21 protein-coding genes are annotated in these 17,986 nt (G+C 73.2%); 12 read left to right on the forward strand and 9 right to left on the reverse strand.

The genetic code is table 11. The features are described from left to right. The first annotated feature begins 435 nt into the window (after positions 1-435). The gene (locus tag NMK34_RS00005; RefSeq protein WP_318331702.1) at positions 436-756 is read left to right on the forward strand and encodes a hypothetical protein; all 321 of its coding nucleotides are present in this window, start codon (positions 436-438) and stop codon (positions 754-756) included. 418 nt (positions 757-1,174) lie between these two features. Here the strand turns inward: NMK34_RS00005 and NMK34_RS00010 are convergent, their stop codons facing one another. Continuing rightward, complete coding sequence (locus NMK34_RS00010; RefSeq protein WP_318331703.1) at positions 1,175-1,498, reverse strand: NUDIX domain-containing protein; 324 nt, start codon at positions 1,496-1,498, stop codon at positions 1,175-1,177. 13 nt (positions 1,499-1,511) lie between these two features. Then, positions 1,512-2,087: a DUF4240 domain-containing protein gene (locus NMK34_RS00015; RefSeq protein WP_318331704.1), complete on the reverse strand. Its 576-nt coding sequence runs from the start codon at positions 2,085-2,087 to the stop codon at positions 1,512-1,514. A 46-nt stretch (positions 2,088-2,133) separates the two neighbouring features. Between NMK34_RS00015 and NMK34_RS00020 the strand changes: the two genes are divergently transcribed. Beyond that, the gene (locus tag NMK34_RS00020) at positions 2,134-2,286 is read left to right on the forward strand and encodes a hypothetical protein (RefSeq protein ID WP_318331705.1); all 153 of its coding nucleotides are present in this window, start codon (positions 2,134-2,136) and stop codon (positions 2,284-2,286) included. A gap of 4 nt (positions 2,287-2,290) precedes the next feature. Here NMK34_RS00020 and NMK34_RS00025 read toward each other — a convergent pair whose 3' ends face one another. Then, positions 2,291-3,340: a DMT family transporter gene (locus NMK34_RS00025; protein ID WP_318331706.1), complete on the reverse strand. Its 1,050-nt coding sequence runs from the start codon at positions 3,338-3,340 to the stop codon at positions 2,291-2,293. A 122-nt stretch (positions 3,341-3,462) separates the two neighbouring features. Next, a complete protein-coding gene (locus NMK34_RS00030; RefSeq protein WP_318331707.1) occupies positions 3,463-4,014 on the reverse strand; it encodes an ATP-binding protein in 552 nt (183 codons plus the stop codon). A gap of 51 nt (positions 4,015-4,065) precedes the next feature. On the opposite strand from NMK34_RS00030, the gene NMK34_RS00035 reads away from it, so the two are divergent. The 4 genes from NMK34_RS00035 to NMK34_RS00050 are packed head-to-tail and all read left to right on the forward strand — an operon-like array spanning position 4,066 to position 6,045. Further along, the gene (locus NMK34_RS00035) at positions 4,066-4,371 is read left to right on the forward strand and encodes an ArsR/SmtB family transcription factor (protein ID WP_013283242.1); all 306 of its coding nucleotides are present in this window, start codon (positions 4,066-4,068) and stop codon (positions 4,369-4,371) included. Beyond that, positions 4,368-4,754, forward strand: coding sequence for a VOC family protein (locus NMK34_RS00040; protein ID WP_318331708.1), 387 nt, complete (start codon positions 4,368-4,370; stop codon positions 4,752-4,754). Before NMK34_RS00035 ends, NMK34_RS00040 begins: the two co-directional genes overlap by 4 nt. Before the next feature lie 10 nt (positions 4,755-4,764). Then, positions 4,765-5,313 carry a hypothetical protein gene (locus NMK34_RS00045; RefSeq protein WP_318331709.1) on the forward strand — a complete coding sequence of 183 codons (549 nt, stop codon included), beginning with the start codon at positions 4,765-4,767 and terminating at the stop codon, positions 5,311-5,313. Positions 5,314-5,355: 42 nt separating this feature from the next. Continuing rightward, the gene (locus NMK34_RS00050; RefSeq protein WP_318331710.1) at positions 5,356-6,045 is read left to right on the forward strand and encodes a PH domain-containing protein; all 690 of its coding nucleotides are present in this window, start codon (positions 5,356-5,358) and stop codon (positions 6,043-6,045) included. A 3-nt stretch (positions 6,046-6,048) separates the two neighbouring features. On the opposite strand, the gene NMK34_RS00055 is transcribed toward NMK34_RS00050, so the two are convergent. Then, positions 6,049-6,639: a dienelactone hydrolase family protein gene (locus NMK34_RS00055; RefSeq protein WP_318331711.1), complete on the reverse strand. Its 591-nt coding sequence runs from the start codon at positions 6,637-6,639 to the stop codon at positions 6,049-6,051. A gap of 65 nt (positions 6,640-6,704) precedes the next feature. Between NMK34_RS00055 and NMK34_RS00060 the strand changes: the two genes are divergently transcribed. Next, a complete protein-coding gene (locus NMK34_RS00060) occupies positions 6,705-7,295 on the forward strand; it encodes a helix-turn-helix domain-containing protein (protein WP_318331712.1) in 591 nt (196 codons plus the stop codon). A gap of 89 nt (positions 7,296-7,384) precedes the next feature. After that, entirely contained in the window at positions 7,385-8,332 is a 948-nt protein-coding gene (locus NMK34_RS00065; RefSeq protein WP_318336232.1) for an L-threonylcarbamoyladenylate synthase, read from the forward strand. Here the strand turns inward: NMK34_RS00065 and NMK34_RS00070 are convergent. Next, positions 8,329-12,825: an HAD-IC family P-type ATPase gene (locus NMK34_RS00070; protein ID WP_318331713.1), complete on the reverse strand. Its 4,497-nt coding sequence runs from the start codon at positions 12,823-12,825 to the stop codon at positions 8,329-8,331. The genes NMK34_RS00065 and NMK34_RS00070 overlap by 4 nt on opposite strands. Positions 12,826-12,985: 160 nt before the next feature. Here NMK34_RS00070 and NMK34_RS00075 point away from each other — a divergent pair, with 160 nt between their 5' ends. From NMK34_RS00075 to NMK34_RS00090, 4 genes are all read left to right on the forward strand, one after another. Beyond that, the gene (locus NMK34_RS00075; protein WP_318331714.1) at positions 12,986-14,362 is read left to right on the forward strand and encodes an MFS transporter; all 1,377 of its coding nucleotides are present in this window, start codon (positions 12,986-12,988) and stop codon (positions 14,360-14,362) included. 358 nt (positions 14,363-14,720) lie between these two features. After that, a complete protein-coding gene (locus tag NMK34_RS00080; RefSeq protein WP_318331715.1) occupies positions 14,721-15,500 on the forward strand; it encodes an SDR family oxidoreductase in 780 nt (259 codons plus the stop codon). 36 nt (positions 15,501-15,536) lie between these two features. Next, on the forward strand, positions 15,537-15,734 hold the full coding sequence (locus NMK34_RS00085; RefSeq protein WP_013283252.1) for a hypothetical protein: 198 nt from the start codon (positions 15,537-15,539) through the stop codon (positions 15,732-15,734). Between the two features lie 59 nt (positions 15,735-15,793). Beyond that, positions 15,794-16,342 (forward strand): YbaK/EbsC family protein, encoded by a 549-nt coding sequence (locus NMK34_RS00090; protein WP_318336233.1) that lies wholly within the window; start codon positions 15,794-15,796, stop codon positions 16,340-16,342. Between the two features lie 36 nt (positions 16,343-16,378). Here the strand turns inward: NMK34_RS00090 and NMK34_RS00095 are convergent, their stop codons facing one another. From NMK34_RS00095 to NMK34_RS00105, 3 genes are all read right to left on the reverse strand, one after another. Beyond that, positions 16,379-17,011, reverse strand: coding sequence for a DsbA family protein (locus tag NMK34_RS00095; protein ID WP_013283254.1), 633 nt, complete (start codon positions 17,009-17,011; stop codon positions 16,379-16,381). Positions 17,012-17,031: 20 nt separating this feature from the next. Next, entirely contained in the window at positions 17,032-17,457 is a 426-nt protein-coding gene (locus NMK34_RS00100) for a SufE family protein (protein WP_013283255.1), read from the reverse strand. A gap of 79 nt (positions 17,458-17,536) precedes the next feature. Then, positions 17,537-17,956, reverse strand: coding sequence for a CBS domain-containing protein (locus NMK34_RS00105; RefSeq protein ID WP_318331716.1), 420 nt, complete (start codon positions 17,954-17,956; stop codon positions 17,537-17,539). Between the last annotated feature and the right edge of the window lie 30 nt (positions 17,957-17,986).

Here is a 17,986-nt window from a genome sequence, read left to right on the forward strand (position 1 = left end):
GCGTTCCACGCCGATCCCGGCCGCGCGGCGCAGCGGCGAGGACATCCCGTCGGCCAGCACCCGCTCCCACCGGCCAACCGCTACGCTATGGCACGCGGCCACCGCCAGATCTGAAGTTATGTCCACAACGTACAGACGATCACGCGGTGGCCGCCTCGCGTCCACCCCGGTTCACCAGCAAGATCTCAAACGGCGGCTGCCGTACTAGCCCGTTTTCCCGGGGACGTGGTGGTCCGCATCTGGTCCGCAAGAGGCCGGGGGCAGCGGGGGAGTGGTGAGAGGTGCCGGACGGACGACCTGTAGATCGAGCCCGCACTCGGGCCCTAGAAAAGTTGCCATGAATGTCGTCGAAAATTCCGCTATGGCCGCTTCCAAAGCAATCGTCTCCGTGCCGGCGAGATACACCTCAACCGGCGCGCTTCTCTGCCAGTCCAGGTGAGCCCGTACCATGTGCCGGCCTGGCGCTACGTCGACGCTCTGGACGGCTCCACGCTTGAGACGTGTCACGATCCGCCCGTCAATCTCGATCTTGACGCGGCGCAGAAGGCCACCAGCATCCAAGGCACGACGAACGGTGATCGTCGGCATGGGGGTTCCACCCCTTCCCTGCGGCGCGGTGATACACCGAAGTACCTCAACGCCGTGAACGCAAAACCGAAGGGAGGTACAGCCATTACCAGCGGCTGTTTCGACTGCCGCCTGGGCGGTCGGCTTCCATCGATCGGCGAAAGCCTCGGCGAACCGTTCATGATCTGATCGGCGTTGCACCCGGCCGACCTTCCGGCTGCGGTGTTGGAGCACGTGGTGCCCGAGCTCATGGAGCAGTACGTCGAACCGCATGAAGTCCCGCATCGACGCGGCCTCCGGTAGCGGTTGCTCGTAGAGGACGATCTCGCCCGGCACTCGGGTCCTGTCGTAGACGACGAATCCGGGCCGGAAATCCTCCGTCTGCCGCAGCTCGATGCCGCGTAACCCGTACCACGCCCAGGACCCGAGGGCCTCCAGTACGTCGCGAACGTCTTGTCCGCTCGCCGGGTGCGCGAACCCGGGCCGTGGTGCGTGAACGTGGATCCGCACCTGGTCGAGCCGGGGCGCCCGCCGGAGTGCCTGGCGGGAGCGGGGATCTGTTCGGAGGCTTCGGCTCACAGCGGCCATGCTCGGCGGGCGGCACTACCTACGACAACGGGCTTCTCCGTGCAGCAGCGCGATGATGCCGGCGGGGTAGAGCGGACTCCGGGCGTCGAAGCTGTCCAGCGGTCGCCACATCACCTTGGTGCCCGCATCGTCGCGTATCTCGCCGACGGCGTTCCGCTCGTATAGGGACTGGCCGGCAGTCGAAGACGAAGACGATCTCGTGCCCGTCGCGGCCGAACGCGTGGAACAGGTTTTCCAGAACACCCAGGAGGCGTACGTCGAGAAGGTCGACGTCGAGTTCCTCGCGCAGTTCGCGCCGTACGGCTGCCTCGGCAGTCTCGCCGAAGTCGATGCCCCCACCCAAGGGGTCTTTCGCGTCAGGGCGTCACGTGCTGCCGGCGGGGGAACAGGCGCGCGAGGCGCGGCAGGCGTTGTGCGATCTCGGTGAGGCTGTCGCTGTTCCACGGCTGATCGTTCGGTTCCGGGTCGGCGTACACGCGGTGACCTCGGGCCTTCAGTGCTTCGTGGAGCCCGTCGCGCCGGCCGGTGACACGTTCGTACGCGTCGGCTGCCACGTAGTCGAGTGCCTCCCACTGCGGCCATTCCGCGTCTGACCAATTCTCGTGACCGCGGCCGGCGAGCACCCGAACGGCGGGCAGGTCGGCGAGGTTGTCCGGGTTCCGGGCGAAGCGCTGCCCCTGGCCGATCAGCCACGGTTGGAAGTACCAGAACGTGTCGCTGCTGCAGAGGCCGTCCAGGATCTGGTTCGCCGCACCCCACATGGCGTACGTGTCGATCGGGCGACGGGCGGCCTCCAGACCGAGTTGGAAGTCCGCGATGTGTTCGGGGGAGAGCCGGCTTAGGTGGTGGGTCAGCCAGGTCAGCCTGTGGTCCGGGTCAGTCGTCTCCTCGGCTGACCGCTCCAGGAGCGTCCAGAACTCCGCCTTGTCCACGGCGAGGACGGTAACGGAAGCGGTGCCCTACCGCTCGGTACAGAACGTGAGCCCGGTCAAGGAGTGGAACGGCCTGACCCCCACCGGCAAGTCGGTGGCGTTCACGGAGATCGCCTTCTACCGGGTTCAGGACGGCAAGTTCAAGTTCATGTCGTACCTGATGGACGCCGACTCGGTGCGGCGCCAGCTCGCCGGCTGACCCGTCATCCCGGACGCCGCGTCGCCACGCCGCCGCCGACCCTCGCTCGTCGTGGCCGGCGGCGGTTCCGCATGTCGGCGTCCCGGTCCCTGAGCACCGCAGCCGCAGCCGCAGCCGCAGCCGACGACGGCGCCGGCCCGGGCTCACCGAGCACCAGCGTGACCACCGCGGCGAGCAGCACGACCGACCCGAGAACGGCGGTCACGGTGAGCCGTTCGTCCAGCACGAGCACCGCGATGAGCGCCGCCGTCACCGGCTCGACGAGCGCGATGATCGATGCGGTGGTCGCCCGGACCGCGGCCAGACCGGCGAAGAACAGGGTGTACGCCACGGCGGTGGGCGCCACGGCGAGGAAGGCGAGCAGACCCACCGTCCAGCGGATGTCACCGGCCGTGGGCAGGATCCCATCGAGCAGGGCCAGTGGGGTCAGGCAGATCATTCCTACGGCGAATCCACCCAGGAGCGATGTCTGCCCGCTGCCGTCCCGGCCGAGCTTCCGGTTGAGCAGGGTGACTGCTGCGTATCCGCCGGCGGACAGCAGCGCGCAGGCCAGCCCCAACGCCGGTGCCGGTGCGCTGCCGGCGCTACCACCGCCCAGTAGCAGGACCAGGCCGGCGAGTGCTGTCACGACGGTGATTCCGCCGGTCCGGCCGAGTCGCTCGCCGAGGGTCAGGCGGGAACCGAGGGCGATGAGGACCGGCCCGGCGCCCAGGGTGACCATGGTGGCGACGGCCAGGCCGGCGTACCCCACTGCGGCGAAGTACGCCGTCTGGTAGACGGCCAGCCCCACGCCTGTCGTCACGACCTGCCGCCACTGGTGGCGCGGCCGGGTGCTGGCGACCCGGGGATGCGCGGACGGTCGCCGACGTGTCAGGTGTCCGGCGGCGAGCAGCAGGACACCGCCCGCGAACCGCCAGAACGAGACGGCCACCGGGCCCAACCCGCTGGTGTCGTAGAGGACGGCCGCCGCGGCGCCGCCGGTGCCCCAGGCGATCGCCGCCAGGAGGATGTAGAGGGTTCCTCGCCCCACGGTCGGGGGCAGATCTGTGTGCACGGGATTCTCCGTTGTCGTCGCCGCCCGGGCACCGCGAACGCACCCGGGCTCTGGATCGGGAGCCGGGTTCGGTGAACGGCGTCGTTACCGGGTGACCGGTGGCGGCGAGACAACGCGGAACGTCATGTCCGCACCCTAGCGGTCCGCAGCCGATCGACCGCCTGCTTTATCGCCGTCACCCGGGTCGCCAGTGGGCCCGCCGGCACGTCGACGACGTCGAATCCCGCCTCCCGGTACGTCAGTTCGTGGACCCGCTCGAAGACGAGCGACTCCTCGAAGGTGATGCGACGCGCGGCTGTCGCCTCGACGAAACCCTGATTCCGTACGAAGAAGACGGTCCGCTCCGCCGTCATGCCCTCGATCTCGTCGAGCAGGGCGGGTGGCGGCGTCAACCCCAGGTGGCGGCACAACGCGAGCGTGCAGACGGGCGAGCGGTCGTGGAACACCACGTCGCCGCCGAACATCTCGGCTCGGCGCCGACGCCTCTGCTGGAGATCCAGCACCCACTCGGCGAAGTCCGGCTCACGCCACGGCTCGGGCCGGCCGAGCGCCTGGTGCAGCGCGATCACGTCGGTCGCCGCCTCCTCCACGACGGGGTGGCCGTCGATCTCCAGGTGGCGCAGGATCGCGGTCTTACCGGAGCCGGGAGCGCCGGTGAGGATGTATCCGGGCATGGCGTCCTCCGATTGCGGGCAGCCTCTTGATAGGCAAGCCGTCACTTGCATATGGTGGGTGACGTGGGCGACCTGTACCAGGCGCTGGCTGATCCCACCCGCCGCCTGATCCTCGACGAGCTGACCGAGCGCGACGGTCAGACCCTGTTCGAGATCTGTGGCCGGCTGGCCACGAAGCACCAGGTCGGTTCGTCCCGGCAGGCGATCTCCCAGCACCTCGACGTCCTGGAGGCCGCCGGCCTGATCGTCACGCGGCGGCAGGGCCGCTACAAGTTCCACCACCTCGACACCCGGCCGCTGCGGTCCATCACCGAGCGATGGCTCAGGTCCGACGCACCCACCCAGGAGAACCCATGAGAATCAACCTCACCAGCGTGTACGTCGACGACCAGGACAAGGCCCTGCGCTTCTACACCGAGGTGCTGGGCTTCGTGAAGAAGACGGACGTGCCGACCGGCGAGTACCGCTGGCTGACCGTGGTGTCACCGGACGCCCCGGACGGCGTGGAGCTGCTGCTGGAACCCGACGCGCACCCGGCCGCCAAGGCGTTCAAGGAGGCGCTCGCGGCCGACGGGATCCCGCTGACGCAGTTCGCGGTGAACGACGTGGCCGCCGAGCACGACCGGCTGCGGGGCCTCGGCGTGCTGTTCACTCAGGAACCGGTCGACATGGGCCCGGTGACCACAGCGGTGTTCGATGACACCTGCGGCAACCTGATCCAGATCGCACAGTACCGGTAGCGGGCCGACAGTGGCCGGACCGTGGCGTAGCCCGGCGCTGGCCGCCGCGGTGGCGCGCCTGGAGGACGAGATCCGGGACGCCTGGGCGCGGCTGCGCGGTGAGCTGGACGTGGCGCCGGGCTCACCCGAGGAGATCGAGCTGGCGTGGCTCGTCGTCGACGACCCCGGGGCGTACGACTGGCGGACCGTGGACGGCGCGGTGGACCGGCTGACCTGTCCCGACTGCGGGGCAGGGCTCACCGCCGGACCGGCGACGTGCGAGACGTGCGAGTTCCGCCACCGGATGCGGTTCGGCGCCCGGGAGTGCGACCGACCGCACGTGCCGCCCGGCAACGAGCACGCGCTGCGCGTCGCCACGGCCGTGACCCGCAGCCGCCACCGCTACTCACCCCGGGCGCGGGTCGGCTACGAGCTGGTCCTGCCGGACCTGCTGGCCGGTGCCCTGCCCACGACTCCCCAGGCCCAGGCCGCCAAGGCACTCATCAACACGTTGACCGACGACGAGTGCGACCGGGTCGCGAGCCTCGCCGAGGTCGCGGAGCTGGCGAGAGGGCGTTGACTCCGCGCGGAACCGCTGGACACGATCGGTCACCCTGGCGGCATGACGGTGTGGCGGCGCCCGTACTCGCTGGACCTGACCACCGCCGGCTCCATGGTCGTGGCGGGGCTGGCGGTCTGCTTCTTCGTGCTCATCGTGTTCGGGGTCCGCAGCGGCAGTTTCCTGAAACGGGAGGCGGTGGTCCTCGGAGTATGGAACGCCGGCGTCCTCGCCGTCGCGGTCCGCCGCGCGATGCTCGGCGTCTGGGTGAGCCCAGTCGGCGTCCGCTCGCGCTCGCTGCTCCGTACGACCACAGTGCCGTGGGCGTCGGTCGTGGAGATCCGCAGCGGTACGAGTTCGATAGCGGGCCTGGACATGGGACGCGACGCGATCGTCATCGAGCGGACCGACGGCGAGACGGTGCAGACGCCGATCCAGTCCGGCGCCATCGTCCGGCCGTTCCGCCTGGAGCTGACCCGGCTGGTCACCTGGCCGGAGCACTACGACGAGATCCTCGCGACCCTGCGCGAGTGCCACCGGAACGCCCGGCCCTCGGAGCAGCACGCGTCGGCGAGCCCGGCGCCGGATCCGGTCCGCGCCGGCCGTCCGGACCCGCCGGAGCAGATCCGGCGGCCCGCTCCGAGCGCCGCGCAGCGGCGTGACATCCACGCGTTGACCAGGCAGTACGAGCGTGGAGTGCTGACCGACGCCGAGTACGCGGCCGCGTTGGCGCGGCTACGCGGGGACGAGTAGGCGTCAGCCGAGCCGGTCGAGCAGCTCGCGGCTGCGGCTCACCACCAGCGCGGTGGCCTCGGCGTCGTACGAGGGCAGCGAACTGTCGGTGAACAGGTGCCGGTCGCCGGGGTAGACGTACAGCTCGCCGCGTTCGGGACCGACGATCGAAACCAGCTCGCGGGCGGCGTCCACGTCGCCTTCGAGCCCGAAGAACGGGTCCTGCTCCATGCCGTGCACCTGCACCGCCACCCCGTCGGGCCAGGGGCCGATCGCCCACTCGCCGGTCACCGGCAGGCAGGCCTCGTAGAGCAGGGCGGCCCGGGCGCCGGCCCGGGTCTGGGCGAGCCGCTGGGCGATGGCGGCACCCCAGGAGACGCCCGCGTAGACGAGGCCGGCGGGCAGGCCGGCGACGTACGCGTCGGCGCGCTGGTCGAGGACGTCGCCGCCGATCCGCTTGATCAGCGCGGCGCCGTCGGAGATGGTGGCCGGCCGTTCGCCGTCGAAGAAGTCGGGGGCGTGGACGGTGTGCCCGCCGGACCGGAGCGAGTCGGCGAGTGCGCGCACGCCGTCGGTGAGCCCTTGAATGTGGTGGAAGAGCACGATCTCGGCCATCACTACACTCCTGAGTTGTCAGACCGGAGTTATCGAACGAACCAGAATCTTAGAACGGTCGAGAAATGTCGGTCAATGAGCGAATCCCGGACTACGACCTCGACGACCTGCTCGTGGTCACCGCTCCGGAACAGTTGCGCGCGCTCGCCGACCCGCTGCGGAGCACGCTGCTCGAACTGCTCCTGGAGCGCGCCGCCACGGTGAACGAGATGGCCCGCGCCGTCGACCGGCCGAAGAGCAGCGTGGCGTACCACGTGAACCAACTGGTGGACGCCGGTCTGCTGCGCGTGGTGCGGACCCGCCGCGTACGGGCCATCGAGGAGCGGTTCTACGGGCGGGTGGCCCGCACCTACTACGTCGGCGCGCTCAGCCGGGCCGAGGACAAGCAGGTGGTGTCCCGGATCAACGGGCTCGCCGAGGCGGCAGCCGAAGCGGCGGCCGCGCACGCCGCCGACGAACTGCGGTGCACGCTCGTGCACGCGCGCATCCCGATCGAGGACGTACGCGAGTTCTGGGCGGAGGTGCAGGCGCTGGCCCGGCGGTTCGCGCAGATCCCCCGCGCCGGCGACCAGGTGTACGGCTTCGCCGCCGGCCTCTACCCCACCGACGCGCCCACGCTCCCCGACACGGAACCCGCCACCGACAGGCGCGACTGACGGCCCCACCACGCGATGGCAGGGTCTTGCCGGGGCGACCGACCGGGCAGGCTAGCGTCGGAAGCGTGAGCACCGGATCCCCGCGCGTCCTGCCGGCCGAGCGCGGCATCGACGAGGCAGCCGCCGTCCTGCGCGCCGGCGGGCTGGTCGCCTTCCCCACTGAGACGGTCTACGGGCTCGGCGCCAACGCGCTCGACGCCCGGGCCGCCGCGCGGATCTTCGAGGCGAAGGCCCGGCCCAGCTTCGACCCGCTGATCAGCCACCTGGCCGACGCCGCCGACCTGGCCGCGCTGGTGGGCGAGGTGCCCGCGGCGGTGGCCGAGCTGGCGAAGCGCTTCTGGCCGGGCCCGCTCACCCTGATCGTGGACCGCCCGGAGATCATCCCGCCGATCGTCACCTCCGGCCTGGACACCATGGCGGTACGCGTACCGGACGAACCGTCGGCGCGGGCGCTGATCGCGGCGGCTGGCGTACCTGTCGCGGCGCCGAGCGCGAACCGGTTCGGCCAGCTCAGCCCCACTCGGGCCGAGCACGTGGTGGCCGGGCTGGGTGGCGCCGTGGACGTGGTGCTCGACGGCGGGCCCACCCGGTGCGGCATCGAGTCGACGATCGTGGACGCGCGCGGCGACCGGCCGGTGGTGCTGCGGCTGGGCGCGCTGCCGGTCGAGGCGATCGTCGAAGCGGTCGGCCCGGTCGAGGTGCGCCAGGGCAGCTCCGGTCAGCCGGTCGCGCCCGGGACGCTCGCCGCGCACTACGCCCCGCGTACCCCCTTGCGGTTGGGCACGGCGGCCGAGCCCGGCGGCGGCCGGCGGGGATTCCTGGCCTTCCGGGAGCCACCGGCGGACGGCGACTGGGCCGCGGTGGAGGTGCTGTCGCCGGACGGCGACGTGACGGCGGCGGCGGCGCGCCTGTTCGACGCGCTGCACCGGCTCGACGCAGCAGGGGTGACCGGGATCGTCGCCGAGCCGGTGCCGGAGACCGGCGTGGGCCGCGCGATAAACGACAGGCTGCGCCGGGCCGCCGCCACCTGGCGCTAGGACTGGTCGGCGTCCGGTCGCCGATGCGAGCCGGGCTGCGGCAGGCGGTCGACCAGCTTGGTCAGCGCACCGTTGGCGAACGTCGCGCCGAGCGCCGAGCCGGTGGCGATGGTCCAGCCCACCGGGCCGAGCGGGGTGCAGCCGAAGAAGTGGCTGACACCAGGCGTCTGCACCACCGCCACGAGCACGCCCACCGACGCGGCGGTGGCGGCGAGCACGCTGGGGCTGGTGCCACCCGCCAGCACGGTCTGGCCGAGCTGGGTGCCGATCAGCGAGGCGAGCGCGACGGTGCTGGCACGCCGCTGGGTGCCGGTCCACCTGGCGATCGTCCAGCCGGCGGTCGCGCCCAGCGTGGTCGCCGCCGCGCGGAGCCCGATCTCCCGGGTCATGGTGACGCCGAGCGAGGAGTCCGGCCCTTCCCGCAGCAGGTGGTCGGCGCTGTCGTCGGCAGGCGGGCGGACCGCGATGGCGAGCGCCGGTGCCAGGTCGGTGAGCAGGTTGACCAGCAGGAGTTGCCGGCCGCCCAGGGCGGACCGGCCGGTCGCGGCGGCGCTGAGCACGCTGAAGGCGATCTCGCCGAGGTTGCCGCCGACCAGGATGCTCAGCGCGTGCCGGACGGACGACCACATGGCGCGTCCCTCGACCAGCGTGGCGATGATCGTCTCCAGCCGGTCGTCGGTGACCACCAGGTCGGCGGCGGCGCGGGCGGCGGGAGTGCCCCGCTGACCGAGCGCGATGCCGACGTCTGCCAGCCGGATCGCCGGCGCGTCGTTCGCGCCGTCACCGGTCATCGCGACGGTGCGGTCCTGGCGCTGCAACGCCTGGATGATCCGTACCTTGTGCGCGGGCGTGCACCGCGCCACCACGTCGGTGGCCATCAGGCGCTCGGCGAGCGCGGCGTCGTCCAGCCGGTCCAGGTCGGTGGCGGTGACCACGCGCTGCCCGCCGTCGTCCGGGCTGATCGTGGCGGCGATCGCCTCGGCCGTGGCTGGGTGGTCGCCGGTGATCATGACGGTGTGCACGCCCGCCGCCCGGATCCGGGCCACCGCCGGCCGGGCGCTGTCCCGCACCCCGTCGGCGAGCGTCAGGAAACCCACGAAGACCAGCCCGTCCACCTGCTCGTCGCTGACCTGCTCGGTGGAGACCCGGCACTCGGCCACGGCGAGGATGCGGTGCCCGGCACCGGCCCGACCGGCCAGCATGGCCTGCACCTCCTCGCGTCCGGCCGCGTCCAACGGACGGTCACCCTCGGCGGTGCGCCGGGACGCGCAGCGCGGGAGCACCGACTCGGGGGCGCCCTTCACGCTCAGCAGCAGCCCGCCGGTGCCACGGCCGACGGTGGCGCTGTAGCCCCGGGACGGCTCGAACGGCAGCCCGGCCGTGGCGGTCCACTCCGCCGCGCCGGTCCGCTCGGTCACCCCGGCGGCGTCCGCGCCGTGGCGTACCGCCCGGTCGGTCTGCTGCGGCAACTCGTCCGGGTCGTCCGCGGCCGGGGTGGCCCGCACGGCGGCGGCCAGCGTCGACCGGAGCGGCTCGTCCAGTTCGTCAAGCACGGCGTACCGGCCGTCACCGGTACCCACCCCGGCCAGCAGCAACTTCCCCTCGGTGAGCGTGCCGGTCTTGTCGAAGCAGAGCACGTCGACCCGGCCCAGCGCCTCGATGGTCCGGGGGTTGCGGACCAGGGCGCCGTGCTCGGCCAGCCGCCGGGCCGCCGCCAGCTGCGCGGCGCTGACCAGGAACGGCAACCCCTCCGGCACCGACGCCACGGCCAGGTTCGCGGCGGTCGCCGCCGTCTCGGCAAGGGGTACGCCCCGAAGTAGCCCCGCCCCGGCGACAGCGATCGCCGAGGCGGCCGCCAGGGGTACGGCGCTGCTGGTCAGCTTGCCGAGCCGCGCCTCCACGCCACTGGCCGGCGGGGCCTGCCGGGCCATCGCGAGACTCCGTCCGGCCTCGGTCTCCGCGCCGGTCGCCACCACCACCGCGGTGCCGTGCCCGGCGGCGACTGTGGTGCCCTCGAACAGCATCGAGTGCCGTTCGGCGACGGCCGCCGCGACCACCGGTTCCGGACTCTTCGCCACCGGCAGCGACTCGCCGGTCAACGACGACTCGTCCGCCTCCAGCCCGTCGCTCGTCAGCACCCGGCAGTCGGCCGGTACGGCGTCGCCGGAGCTGACCGTGATCACGTCGCCGCGTACCAGATCCTCGGCGGGCACCACCCGCTCGGCGCCGTCGCGCAGCACCCGGGCGGTGACCGCCGAGCGGGACAGCAGCTCGGCCAGGGAGCGTTCGGTGTTGCGCTGGTGCACGGCGCCGACCAGCGCGGACCCGCCCACCACACCGCCGACCAGTGCCGCGTCGACGAGCGAGCCGAACGCGGCGGAGAGCACCGCACCGGCGGCCAGCACCGGGGTGAGCGGGTTGGACAGCTCCTCCACGAACGCGCGGAGCAGCCCGGCCGGGCCGTGCTCGTCGCCGACCTCGACGCGCCGGCGGCGGGCCGCCTCCTCCTCGGCCAGCCCGGACGGGCCGGTGGCGAGCTGGTCCAGGACGGTCTGCGCCGGCATCAGGTGCCAGGCGGTGAGCGCGGGCATCGGTGCGCCGGTCCGGTCCGGCAGCCGGTGCGCCCGGAACACGCCGTGCGCGAACGCGAGCGCCGCCGCGCCGTTCACCGCCGCCAGGGTCGGGCGGGGCAGCCGCCGGCGGTCGGCGGTGAACGCGGCGAGCGCGCCGAGCCCGCTGCCGGCCATCGAGATCCGGACGTTCTGCTCGGTCATCCGGCGGGCCACCCCGGCGGCGTCGACGAGCAGGGCCGGTACCCGCAGGTCGTCACCGACCAGCAGGTGCGCGCCCCACGGCGGCAGGTCGTCCGGGCCGTACACGCCGAGGCCGCAGTCCGAGGCGGCCAGTGCCGACCGGTCACCGGAGACCACCATCACCACCGCGCCCTCGCGTTGCAGGTCGTGCACCGCGTCGGCGAGCCGGGCACCACCGGGTACGAGCAGGTCGGCGAAGTCGTACCGGCCGTCGTCCGCGCCGCCGACCACGAGCCGCAGGCCCGCCTGCCGGGCGGCCGACGCCAGCGCGTCCACGCCCGGCGCGGGCTCCGGCTCGACCCGCAGGACGGCGGCGAGCCGGCCGTTCTCGGCGAGCCCGAGCAGCCGTCCACCGTCGGCGCGCAGCCGGGCACTGTCCGGGGTGTCACCGGGATCATCGGCGCCGAGGCGGTCCAGCGGGCCGATCCGCCAGCCCTCGGCGGCGTGTACCGCATCCGGCTCGGCCGGGTCGAACAACGCGAACGCCCGGGCGGCGACCTGCCCGGTGTCGGCGTCGGCCAGCGGCGCGAGGTCGGCCAGGACGCCCCGGTCCGAGCCGAGCACCGCCGCGTCGAGCACCACCGTGTCGATCCGGTCCAGCTCCCGCAGCACACTGCGGTCCATCGCGATCACGCCGCGCCGGGCGAGCATCCGGCCGAGTTGGGCGCCGTACCCCTCACGGCCGGAGCCGGGTGCCTTCGGCAGCGAGGACAGCGCCAGCGCGGCGGCGCGCTTCGGCCCCAGCACGGGCAGCGCCGCCGCCCCGGCGACCGCGCCGGCCGGGAGCGCCCGCTTGGCGTACCGCTCGGGCTGGCCGTCGGGCACCGGGCAGGGCCGCTCGCCGTCGGGCACCCGGGCCACAGCCCGCTCCGGGTCACCGGTCAGGTGCGGTTCGGCCCGCCGCCACGCGGCCAGTTGCGCGGCGCCCTCGCCCCACTGCACCACGCGCTGCGCGCCGTCGAGCACGATGCCGGCCCAGCCGCCGGTGAGACCCTGTACCACGGCCTCGGCCAGCGGGAACAGCAGTTCCGCGCGCGGGTCGGCGCGGATGCCCAGGCCGGCCAGCGCGTGCAGCTTCGGGTGCAGGTCGACGGCGCCGAGCAGCCCGGCCACCTCGGCGGGGATGGGGGTGAGCGGCAGGATCCGGGTAGCAGCCGAGATGCTCAACCCGAGCACGTCGGACAGCAGCGCGCCGAACGTCCGCGCCGTACGCGGTCCGTCCTCGGGCGGCTGCGGCGGCTCGATCTCCGGGTCCGGCTCGTACGGGCAGGTCTGCTCCACGCGCGCCACCGTGGCGATCAGGTCGCGCAGCTTCGGCGCCGGATCCCCGGTCGCCACCACCACCCGGCCCGACGGCGCGTTCACCCGCGCCCAGGTCACGCCCGGCATCGACTCCAGCGCCGCCTCGACCTGGCGGGCCAGCCGGTCGCCGCCGTCCTGGCAGACGCCGTGCACCTCGATGTGGTGGCGGCCGTCCTGCGACCACACGCGGCGGCTGGTCAGCCCGGTGAGGCGGGCCAGCCGGGCCGCCGCCGTACCGACGCTACCCGCCACCTCGCTGACCCGGGCCGGCACGGCGTCCGTGGGCAGGGCCGAACCGACGGTACGCGCGACACGCGCGGCGGCCTCCGGTACGACAGTCGGAGACAGCAGGAGGCCGGCGAACCGTCCCAGCGCCATCTCGCCTCCCGGTCTCGTCCCGGCGGCCCGACTTCCCGGCGCGGAGTCCGTTATGCCACCCCGACGGCAGAAGTTTCCGGGCGTCACCCCGCTGTTCCCGGCCGACGAGACGCGCGCCACAGTTGACCTCAACCGGGGGTGAGGTCCGAGGCTGAACGCCATGACCAGCACCACCGCCGTACCGGCTGACCCACCCGTCGACCTCTGGTCTCCGCGCCTGCGGGCGATGACGGTGGGCAGTGTCGCCCTGGTGTCCCTGCTCGCGTTCGAGGCGCTGGCGGTGGGCACCGCCATGCCGACCGTGGCGCGCAGCCTGGACGGGCTCGGCCTGTACGCGCTGGCGTTCGGCGGCTCGTTCGCCTCCGGCGTGGTGGCGATGGTCGCCTCCGGCATCTGGTGCGACGCGCGCGGGCCGCGCCCGGCCCTGTGGCACGGTGTCGTCTGGTTCGTCGCCGGGCTGGTGGTGGCCGGCGCCGCCACGACGATGGAGGTGCTGGTCGTCGGGCGGGCGGTGCAGGGCTTCGGCTCCGGACTGGTCTCGGTGGCGCTCTACGTGGTCGTCGGTCAGGCGTACCCGGAGCAGTTGCGGCGCCGGATCTTCGCCGCGTTCGCCGCGGCCTGGGTGGTGCCGTCGCTGGTCGGCCCGGCGCTGGCCGGACTGATCGTGGAACATCTGGGCTGGCGGTGGGTGTTCCTCGCGGTGCCGGCGGTGGCGATCCCGGCGGCGCTGCTGGTCCAGCCGGGGCTACGGGCGCTGACCGCCACCGTGGCGACCCGCCCGCCGGCGGGTGCCCTGGCCCGGATCGGCTGGGCCTGCGGGGCGGGGGCGAGCGCCGCACTGCTGCACTACGGGGGGCAGCAGCGCGGCGTGCTCGCCGCCGCCCTGATCGCCGGGGCGCTGGCCGGGCTGTTCGTCTGCGTGCCGCACCTGCTGCCGGCCGGGTTCCTGCGCGCGGCGCGGGGACTGCCGACGGTGGTCGGCCTGCGCGCGCTGGCGTCGGCGGCGTTCGTGGCCGCCGAGGTGGTGATCCCGCTGATGCTGTCCCGGGAGCGCGGCTTCTCTCCCACCGGCGCGGGCCTGGTGCTGACCGTGGGGGCGCTGTCCTGGTCGGTGGGCTCGTGGATTCAAGGGCGGATCGGCTCACCCCGTTCGGCGGCGACGCTGCCCCGGGCCGGGCTGGCCTGCATCACGATCGGTACGGCGGGCGTGGCGTCGGCGCTGGTGCCCGGACTGCCGGTGCTGCCGGCCGTGCTGAGCTGGTCGGTGGCCGGGCTGGGCATGGGCCTGCTCTATCCGTCGCTGTCGGTGCTCACCCTGGAGCAGTCCGCCCCGGCCGAGCAGGGCCGCAACAGCTCCGCGCTGCAGCTGGGCGACTCGCTCGCCGCCGCCACCGTGCTGGCGCTCACCGGCGCGGTCCTGGCCGCCGGCGCGTCCCCCGGCCCGGCCGGCTTCGCGACCACGCTGGCCGTGGCGGCCGCCTGCGGCCTGCTCGGCCTGCTGCTGGCCGGCCGAGTGGTGCCGCGCCCTGTCGGCTGAGCGGCATCGGCTCTGCCGTCCGTCACGTTCGGTGACGCCGCCGATCGAAGGCATCACCGGAGAGCGGTATGACTCCTGGTCATACTTATGACTCAGAGGTATGTCGATCGAGGGTGGATGTTGTTCGCGTGGACCTCACGCACCGTCACGGGCGAGCCGAATCCGCCTCCGCCGTCCTCCTCGTGCCGCAGGATCGGTGTGATCACGGCAACCCGCCGCGCGGTCACGATCCGCGCCCGGCCCCCGTCCTTGGGAATGCAGCCGGGCGAATCGGCTACGGCGCGAACCCACTGCGGCATCGGTGGAGTCGGCGGGAACGACGTGCACGGCGGTTGCGGTGTGAGCGGGAGGAGTGGCGATGCGGGTGCTGGTGACCGGGGCGACCGGGCGGCTCGGACGGGTGGCGGTGCCCCGGCTGCGGGACGAGGGCTTCACGCTGCGGGCGATGAGCCGCGGGCCGCGTACCGGGGACGGGGTCGAGTGGGTGACCGCCGACCTGGCCACCGGCGCCGGGCTGGCGGAGGCGGTCGCCGGGGTGGACGCGGTGCTGCACCTGGCCTCGTCGCCGCAGCGGCGCACCCACGACATCGACGTGCTCGGCACCCGCCGGCTCGCGGTGGCGGCGGGTCACGCCGGGGTGCGTCACCTGGCCTTCGTCTCGATCGTCGGCGTCGACCGGGTGCCGTTGGGCTACTACCGGCACAAGCTCGCGGCTGAGCAGGTCGTGGCCGCCGGACCGGTGCCGTGGAGCGTGTTGCGGGCGACCCAGTTCCCGGAGTTCCTGGAGGGGCTGCTCGGCGGCGCGAGCCGCCTCGGCCCGGTGATCGGGGACCGGGCGGTGCTCGCCCAGCCGGTCGACATCGGTGAGGTGGCGGACCGGCTCGCGGTCCTGCTGCTGGCCGGGCCGTCGAACCGGGTCGAGGACTTCGGCGGACCGGAGGTGCTGCGCTTCGACGACGCGGCCCGCGCCTGGCTCGCGGCCCGGCGGGTACGCCGTCCGCTGCTGCCGGTCCGGATCCCCGGCCGGCTCGGGCGGGAGCTGCGGGCGGGTGGGCTCACCACGACCGCCACACCGACCGGCGTCCGGACCTGGGCCGACCACCTCGCTGACACGTACGGGGGAACCGGCGGAAGATGAGAAACGGTCGGGTCCGCCCCGGCCTACGGTGACCGCATGCTGGTCTTCGTCGCCACAGTGGTCCTGTACGTCTTCGGTTTCGTCTTCCTCTACGGCGTGATCCGGGTCGGCGTCCGGCACGGCATCGAGGACGCCGAGGCGAACCGTCCCGAGGTGCTCCGCCGCCGGCAGCTCACCACGACCGAGAGCCGGGACTTCGCGCAGGAGAACGCGTTCCTCACCAATCCCAACTGAAGGGCGAGGGCGGGGTCCGGCCGGTCGATCCGCCGGGCGGGTGCGAGGATCGCGGCATGATGGGGACGCTGAAGACGGAGCCGGCCCGGACCCGGCTCGACCTGCTGGCCCCGCCGGTCGCCGCGGCTCTGCGGGAGTGGTCGGCCGAGGCCCCGGTGGACGTGGACGACGTACTGGTCGCCCCGATCGACGCCGACCTGGCCGACACCGCCGCGTTCTGCGAGGCGTACGAGGTGGGGCTGGAGGAGTCGGCCAACTGCGTGGTGGTCGCCGGCAAGCGCGGCGGCGAGATCCGGTACGCGGCCTGTGTCGTGCTCGCCACCACCCGCGCCGACGTGAACGGCGTGGTCCGCAAGCTGCTCGACGTGCGCAAGGCGAGCCTCGCGCCGATGGCCGAGGCGGTCGAGTCGAGCGGCATGGAGTACGGCGGCATCACGCCGATCGGCCTGCCGGCGGACTGGCCGATCCTCGTCGACTCGCGGGTGATCGCCACGCCGCACGTCATCATCGGGTCGGGCGTACGGCACAGCAAGATCGCCCTGCCCGGGCCGGCGCTCGGCGCGCTGCCCGGGGCGAGGGTGGTGGAGAACCTGGCCCGGCCGGCCTAGGTCCTCATCCGCATCGATCTTGTTCCACGTGAAACATCAGGCTGCCGCTTCGCGCTGCGCCACCTCGCGCAGCGCGGCGAGCAGCGTCTCCGGCTCCTGGGCGCCGGTGACCGCGTACTTTCCGGCAAGCACGAACGTCGGCACGCTGGAGACGCCGAGCTGGTGCGCGGTGCTCAGGTCCGCGGCGACCTCCCGGCGGCCCAGGTTCGACTCGAGGTACTGCCGCGCCTCGGTCTCGTCCAGCCCGGCCTCGCCGGCCAGCGTGACGAGCGCGTCGATCGAGCCGACGTCGACGCCGTCGTGGAAGTGCGCCCGGTAGAGCCGCTCGACCATCTCGGCGGAACGCCCGTGCTCGGTGGCGAAGCGCACCAGGCGGTGCGCGTCGAACGTGTTCGCGGCCACCGCCCGGTCGAACCGCAGGTCCAGGCCCGCGCCCGCGGCGACGCCGGTGACGTGCGCGGCCATGCCCTCGGCCTTGTCCCGCCCGCCGAACTTGTCGCCGAGCGCCTCCAGCAGCGGCTTCGGCTCGGTGACCGGCGTCGGGTCCAGCTGGAACGGCCGGAACCGGACGTTCACCTCGCCGTCGTACGACTCCAGAGCCTGTTCCAGCCGGCGCTTGCCGATCCAGCACCAGGGGCAGACCACGTCGGCGTAGATCTCGATGTCCATGACCAGCGACAACCCGCAGGTCAGGAGATCTGTTCCCGGACCTGGCGCTTGAGCCGGGCCAGGATGGCGGTGCCGCCGCGTACGCGCAGCGGGCTGATCGCCTGCGCCAGGCCCATCCGCTGGTAGAGGTCGTCCGGTACGGCCAGCACCTCCTCGGCGCTCGCCCCGGCCAGCCCTTCGGCGAGGATGCCGGCGAACGCCCTGGTGGTGGGCGCCTCCGGCGGGCAGTCGAAGACGGTGCTCACGGTCTTGTCCGCGTTCACCTCGGCGCGCAGGAAGAACGCGGTCTGGCACTCGGGGACCTGCTCCAGCTCCTCCCGGTTCACTCCCTCGGGCAGAGGCGGGATCACGTCGGCGAACTCCAGCAGCATCTCCAGGACGACGTCGCGGGGCGCGGCGGCGAACTCGTCGACGATCTCGGCCAGCTTGGTCGGCATCTCGGGCATGGGTCGAGGCTATCCGCCGCCGAGCGTCGCCACCCGGCGGTGCCGGGCGCGGCCCCGCGTCACCCGAGCGGGGCCGCCCTCACACGTTCGGTGCGGCCTCGCTGATGTCGCTGAGGGCCGACTGGGGGTCGAGCTGCATGGCGAGGTCACCGAGGGAGACGATGCCGACGAGCTTGCGCTCGTTGTCGCACACGAGCACCCGGCGGATGTTGCGTTCGCGCATCAGCGCCGCCGCCTCGTTCGCCGTGCAGTTCTGCTCGATCATCACCACCTCGCGGGTGATGATCGAGCCGATCGTGGTGGTGCCGGGGTCGGCGCGTTCGGCCACCGCCCGGACCACGATGTCGCGGTCGGTCAGCATGCCGGCGAGCGTGGCGCCGTCGGTCACCACCACGTCGCCGATGTCCGACTCCTTCATCACCCGGGCCGCCTCGTCCAACGGGGTCTCCGCCGGGAGGTAGACCACCTGTCTGGTCATGACGTCACTGACGCGGAACATGAGAGCCTCCGAACGCTTCGGTCGATCCGT

Source organism: Micromonospora sp. BRA006-A (genome assembly GCF_033433935.1).
GTDB lineage: Bacteria > Actinomycetota > Actinomycetes > Mycobacteriales > Micromonosporaceae > Micromonospora > Micromonospora aurantiaca.